This window comes from Spiroplasma alleghenense, from assembly GCF_003363775.1.
Taxonomy (GTDB): Bacteria; Bacillota_I; Bacilli_A; order Mycoplasmatales; family Mycoplasmataceae; genus Spiroplasma_B; species Spiroplasma_B alleghenense.
The window spans coordinates 1,330,078-1,336,077 of the sequence record NZ_CP031376.1 but is presented as its reverse complement, the minus strand read 5'-3'; the positions used below and the strand labels follow the sequence as shown (position 1 = coordinate 1,336,077).

The following is a 6,000-nucleotide window of genomic DNA, read 5'->3' as shown; positions in this document are numbered from 1 at the left end:
AATCAATCCCAATCTTTCTACTTCACTATTATAAAATATTCACCAGGCTTCTAATGTGAATATGTTAGAAAGTATTAGTTATTAACAGGAAAACAATCTTAATAAGCCTAAAAGCACGACTATGACTTGCTTTTTAATAGTTATCCACATATTAAAATAGCTGTTAGCAATTCGATTACCCACAATTCTTTTTATAAAAAATGTCTTTTTTTAACTAAAATGGGCCAAGATAATATATAATTATATATGAATTTTGACTTAAAGGAGGGAACACTATGAAAAGAACATGACAACCAAGTAAAATCAAGCACGCTAGAACCCATGGTTTTAGAGCAAGAATGGCTACTAAAAATGGTAGAAAAACTATCAAAGCTCGTAGAGCAAAAGGTAGAGCTAGACTTTCAGCTTAATGAATGATCAAAAGAAAAATCGTATTGTTAAAAGCAATCATGAATTTCAGAAGATAATTGGCAAAAAACGATTTATTAAAAACAATCTTTTTGTAGTTTACTTTAATAAAAAAGAAGACGATTTCTTAAGATACGGTATTTCGGTTGGAAAAAAACTAGGAAATGCAGTTTTAAGAAATAGAGCAAAAAGACAAGTTAGAATGATGATGAGAACTAATTTAAATGCTCTTTGTAATCTTAAAGTTGACTTAATAATAATGGTTCGTAAGGATTTTATCGATAATCCTTACGAAAATTCTTGTAAATCACTATTAAAAATCTTGCAAGATATTAGATAGAAAAGGAGGCCTTTTAGTGTATAAACAGGACTATACTAAGTATCTATCAAACACAAATTCTAATAAAAAAAACCCTTGAAAAGTAGTTTGGTTTTGAACTAAAGTTGTAGGTTTCATTTTCTTACTAACATCAATGCTTTGAGGTTGTATTCAAATGTACCAACCAAATTTTGTTGTAGGTCAAGTAACAGATATGACTGGACGCAGTATTTTTGCTCCTGGAGTTGGTTTTGAAATAATTATTAAATCTCTTGGAGATACTGGATCAAAGAGTCATATCTTTAATCCTTCCAAAGACGGTTTAATTCAATATAACTGAAACCCGGTTTATTCATGAGGTAGTGCTTTTGAAGTAACAAAATCTCCCTTCTATGGATTCTTTGTTTATCCTTTAGCATTCATTCTAGTTGGAATGATTAGATTATTCCACGGAGGTCTTGAAGATGATGGGAGTTTCTCTTTTGGAGCTTCGGTATTCTTCGCGATTCTATTAACTTCTTTACTAATTAGGTTAATAACGTTAATGTTTTCTTGAAAAGCCCAGAAGAACCAAGAAAAATTGCAAGCTTTAAGTGGTAAACAAGCAGAAATACAAGCAAAGTATAAAAACTCAACAGACCGAGCTGCCAAGCAAAAACAGCAAATGGAGTTAGCGGCCTTGTATAAAAAACAAGGTACTAGCCCACTTGGAGCAATTGCTGGTTCAATTATTTCAATGCCATTCCTATTTGCGATGTTCTCAATCATCAGATCAACTAAAATTTTAAAGGTTGCTTCAATTGGACAAATATCATTAATTGAACAACCATTCGCCCAAATTCAACAAGGAAATTGAGTTTACCTATCAATAATACTTGTTTACCTTCCTTTACAAATTATTTCAATGTTGTTACCAACCTTCCTTCAAATGTTTAAGAAGAACAAGGGTCCTGTTTCAGAACAACAAAGAAAAGCTCGTAAAAAACAAATAATAATGCAGTGTGTGTTTGTGTTTGTGTTCTTCATCATTGTTGCCTCTGTTGCCTCAGGGGTTGCGATTTATTGAATATTCTCCTCAACATTCCAAATCTTACAAACCTTAGGTTTCCACTTTGCAAGAGAAAATAAAAATAAAAACTTTAAAAAGAAACTTGCTCGCAAAAAACTGAAATTGGAAAAAAAAGAAGCTAAAGAAGCTGCTAGAATACAAGGATAATCTTGAAAACAAAAATCAAATTTGACTATCCAATTCAAAAAACCCGAAGTTTCTTTGGCCTAAAGCTGAAGCAAAAGTCGGGTTTTAATATTGCTGATATTGAAAATTTAATTAAAGAAATATTTGCAAATCTTCTTTCTCAACTTTTTTCGATAAGTTTTAAGGATGGAAAACTCACATTTCAAGGTCGGAAGATTTTATTTGAACTAAACAATGAGTTATTTACTTACAATGTCTCGCAATTAGTAATTGAAAGTTTTGAGATTATTTGCGAAGAAATTCTTTACAGAAAAACAGGACTAAAATTTCAGGTTAAAATATTTAGTCAATATATTGAAGATTTAAGTCTTGAAGAATATATTGATATAGCAGTTGAAGCCTGTGAAAAAGTTTTAGAAACCGGAGAAGATATAGTTCTACCACTAATGAGCAAAGAAACTAGAGCGAAAATTCATGAAAGATTAATTAAGTTTCCAGATATTGTTTCCAAATCAATAAATTCTGAAAATAAACGATTAATAGTATTGAAGAGAAAAGTTAAAAACAATAAATAAACACAGTCCTAACTATAAAGTTGTTAGAGCTGTGTTTTTTTTGCATTTTTATTTGCTATAATAAAATCATTATAGAAGGATTTGAAGTTAATGATTTTAGACACAATAGTCGCACCGGCAACCAACATAGCCCAACAAGCTTTAGCTATAATCCGACTTTCAGGACCTGATAGTTTTTCAATAATTAATAAACTAATAAAAAAACCAATTGAAAAAAATCGCCAAGTAAATTTTAGGCATTTATATTTAAAAGGTAAAATTATTGATCAAGTAGTTGTTACCTCTTTTGTATCACCAAATTCCTTTACCGGAGAAGACGTTGTTGAAATAAATTGTCACGGTGGAGTTTTGGTGACAAATCAGGTAATTCAGGCATTGATTAATAGTGGAGCAAGAATGGCGCTTCCAGGAGAGTTTTCTCAAAGAGCTTTTCTAAATGATAAAATAAATCTTATTCAAGCCGAGGCAATTAACGATTTAATTACCGCAAAAAATCAGTTTGCATCAGATTTGGCAATTAGAAACATGTCGAGTAAGAAAAACCCTGGTATTAATAAAATGAAGGAAATACTACTAGATGTTATTTCAAGAATTCAAACCTCGATTGATTATCCTGAATATGACGATATCGAAGGTAGCTCCAATGACGAACTAATTAGAGAATTAGAAAAATTAATAAAAATAACAGAAGACGCTATATTTAAAAGTAACCTTGCAAGCAAATCTGTCACAGGAATCAAAACTGCTATAATTGGTGAAACCAATGTGGGTAAATCATCGATTCTTAATTGTTTGTTAAATGAAGAAAAGGCAATTGTTTCAAATGTTGCGGGAACTACTAGAGACCTTGTTGAAGGTGAAATTTCTTTTGAAAATATCACTTTGAGATTAATTGACACCGCTGGTATTAGAGAAACAAATGACGATATTGAAAGTGCTGGAATTAGAAAATCATATCAAACACTTAAAGAGGCTGATTTGATTATTCATGTCTTTGACTCGAGTTCAAAGAACTACCTTGTTGAAGATAAGCTTTTAGAATTGATGAATTCTAAAACAGTTATCACTGTTTTTAATAAATCTGAGTTGATTTCAAATGAGCAAAAAAAAGCAATTATTAAAAGATACCCAGAAGCAGTTTTTTGTTCAGCACAAAATAATGAGATTGACGAGCTTTTAAATAAAATAAAAAAACAATATGACTTTGGAAATATACTTCAGTCTGACGACTTAATTATTTCTAATATAAATCAGATTTCATTACTAAAAAATATAGAAAATAAACTTAAAATTGCTTATAATAATTTTAAGTCAGGATTTACTGTAGATATGATTAATTTTGATTTATACGAAGCCTGAAACGAATTAAATAACTTATTGGGTGAAAGTTATGAAGAAGAAATAATAGATAATATTTTCAGGAAATATTGCTTAGGAAAGTAGGAAATTAATATGCTAAAAGGAATTTTTGATAGTCACACCCATTTAAATGATCCCAGATATCAGGAACTAAATTACACAACAGAAGAGATCGTCAAGCAAGCCAGGGAAGTGGGTGTTGATTTGATGTGTAATGTTGGTTTTGATTTAAACTCTTCAAAGTTAGCTGTAAAGCAAGCTCAATCAAACCATGGAGTTTTTGCGGCTGTAGGAATTCACCCAAATGATGTTCACAATTTTGACATAGAAGAAGACATCAAGGAATTAAATGACTTAGCAATGTCAAAAAAAGTAGTTGCAATTGGAGAGGTTGGTCTTGATTACTTTTATTCTCGCCAAAACCGAGAAGAACAAATTTCTTGGTTTAAGGAACAAATAAAGGTTGCTAAAAATAATAATTTAACTGTCATGATGCATTTGCGCGATGAGGTAGGAAATTATCAAGCCTATGATGATGCATTAGAAATTTTGAAGGAAATGAAAGTCAAATCATCAATTGTTCATTGCTTTACAGTTAATTTAGAATATGCACAGAAATTTGTTAAATTTGGTAGTTATATTTCTATCCCGGGAGTTGTTACTTTCAACAATGCAAAAGATTTACAAGAGGCTGTAAAATGAATTCCTCTTTCAAACCTACTAATTGAAACTGATGCGCCTTACCTTACACCGGTTCCTAACCGTGGTAAAATTAACTTTCCCAAACATATTGTTCACACTGCAAACAAAATAGCAGATTTAAAGAAAATAAGCGTTGATAATGTAGTTTCTTCGACACGATTGAATGCTCAAAAAGTATTCAATGTTTAATTAATAAATTAAAATAGCTAAGCAAATTTTTTAATTGCTTAGCTATTTTTACTGTTCTTTTATCCTCAACAAATTTTGAATATTTGAATTGTTTTAAAAACCCAATTAAAATGTCAATAAAAAAAGAAGCCATTTTAAGGCTTCCAAATTATTTACATGAATTTATTAATTTGTTTTAATTTTTGACCATTTTTACCGTAGAAACCGTTTTCAATTTTTGTGAAAATTTGTTTTTCTAATTCTTTTGAACCGTTAATTACAGCCAATAATGGATCTTTTGCTACTTTACATGGGATTGAGAAGATGTCTGAGAAGTATTTCTCAACATTTCTAATCATACTTCCTCCACCACATAAAATAATACCGTTTTTAATGATATCTCCAGCTAATTCTGGTGGTGTTGTTTCTAAAAGTTCGATAAATAAATCAGTAATTTTACTAAATGAATTTATCAACACGTTTCTGATTTCCTCAGCACTTACAAGTGCTTCTTTTGGTAATCCCGAAACAATATCACGACCATAAACTGACATAGATCTTTCAGCGTTGTATTTTCCAAGTGATCCTAATTGAATCTTAACATTTTCAGCAGATTTGCTTCCAATGTTAACATTGTATTCTGAACGAATATATTTTTTGATGTCTTCATCAAATGAAGTTCCAGCAATTTTGATTGATTTTGAAGCAACCACTTCTCCTGAAGCTAAAATAGCCACATCAGTAGTTCCTCCTCCGATATCAATTACAACGTTTCCTTTGGGTAAGTTGATGTTAATTCCAGCTCCAATTGCAGCTAGTTTAACTTCTTCCTCAACTACTACCATTTCCGCTCCTAAGTCCATTGCTACTAATTTTAAAGCATCTCTTTCAAGTTCAGTTACTCCACTTGGACAAGCTAGTAAAACTACTGAGCCTTTTCAAATATCCATCATTTTAAGTTTATTAAAAATATTTTTCAGTAAATCTTTTGCTGCTTCCATATCAGCAATAATTCCGTCTTTAATTGGAACTACCATTCTAGTGTTTTCGTTTGTTTTTCCAACCATTTCATAAGCATCATATCCCAATGCAATTAGTGTATTGGTTAAATTGTCATAAGCCATGATTGAAGGTTCGTTATAAACAACACCTTTTTTTGAAACATACGCTAAAACATTTGATGTTCCCAAATCAAGGGAAATGAATTGTCTTTCTTCTAATTTCATTTTTTCTCCTACATCTAATTATATTTCAATATAATAGACCTTTTAATT

At 30.6% G+C, this 6,000-nt stretch carries 7 protein-coding genes; 6 read left to right on the top strand and 1 reads right to left on the bottom strand.

Going from position 1 to position 6,000, the window contains the following annotated elements; translation table 4 throughout:
• The first annotated feature begins 275 nt into the window (after positions 1 to 275).
• The 6 genes from rpmH (at position 276) to SALLE_RS05890 (ending at position 4,747) form a co-directional block, all read left to right on the top strand.
• Positions 276 to 410, top strand: coding sequence for a 50S ribosomal protein L34 (rpmH, locus tag SALLE_RS05915; RefSeq protein WP_115558703.1), 135 nt, complete (start codon positions 276 to 278; stop codon positions 408 to 410).
• A complete protein-coding gene (gene rnpA / locus SALLE_RS05910) occupies positions 410 to 748 on the top strand; it encodes a ribonuclease P protein component (protein ID WP_115558702.1) in 339 nt (112 codons plus the stop codon). The genes rpmH and rnpA overlap by 1 nt, the downstream gene beginning before the upstream one ends.
• Positions 749 to 764: 16 nt before the next feature.
• On the top strand, positions 765 to 1,943 hold the full coding sequence (yidC, locus tag SALLE_RS05905) for a membrane protein insertase YidC (RefSeq protein ID WP_245886014.1): 1,179 nt from the start codon (positions 765 to 767) through the stop codon (positions 1,941 to 1,943).
• A 2-nt stretch (positions 1,944 to 1,945) separates the two neighbouring features.
• Positions 1,946 to 2,497 carry a R3H domain-containing nucleic acid-binding protein gene (locus SALLE_RS05900; protein ID WP_162807973.1) on the top strand — a complete coding sequence of 184 codons (552 nt, stop codon included), beginning with the start codon at positions 1,946 to 1,948 and terminating at the stop codon, positions 2,495 to 2,497.
• Between the two features lie 87 nt (positions 2,498 to 2,584).
• The gene (gene mnmE, locus SALLE_RS05895) at positions 2,585 to 3,940 is read left to right on the top strand and encodes a tRNA uridine-5-carboxymethylaminomethyl(34) synthesis GTPase MnmE (RefSeq protein ID WP_162807980.1); all 1,356 of its coding nucleotides are present in this window, start codon (positions 2,585 to 2,587) and stop codon (positions 3,938 to 3,940) included.
• A gap of 9 nt (positions 3,941 to 3,949) precedes the next feature.
• Positions 3,950 to 4,747: a TatD family hydrolase gene (locus SALLE_RS05890; protein ID WP_115558699.1), complete on the top strand. Its 798-nt coding sequence runs from the start codon at positions 3,950 to 3,952 to the stop codon at positions 4,745 to 4,747.
• 152 nt (positions 4,748 to 4,899) lie between these two features.
• On the opposite strand, the gene mreB is transcribed toward SALLE_RS05890, so the two are convergent.
• A complete protein-coding gene (gene mreB / locus SALLE_RS05885) occupies positions 4,900 to 5,952 on the bottom strand; it encodes a rod shape-determining protein (protein WP_115558698.1) in 1,053 nt (350 codons plus the stop codon).
• Positions 5,953 to 6,000: the final 48 nt, after the last annotated feature.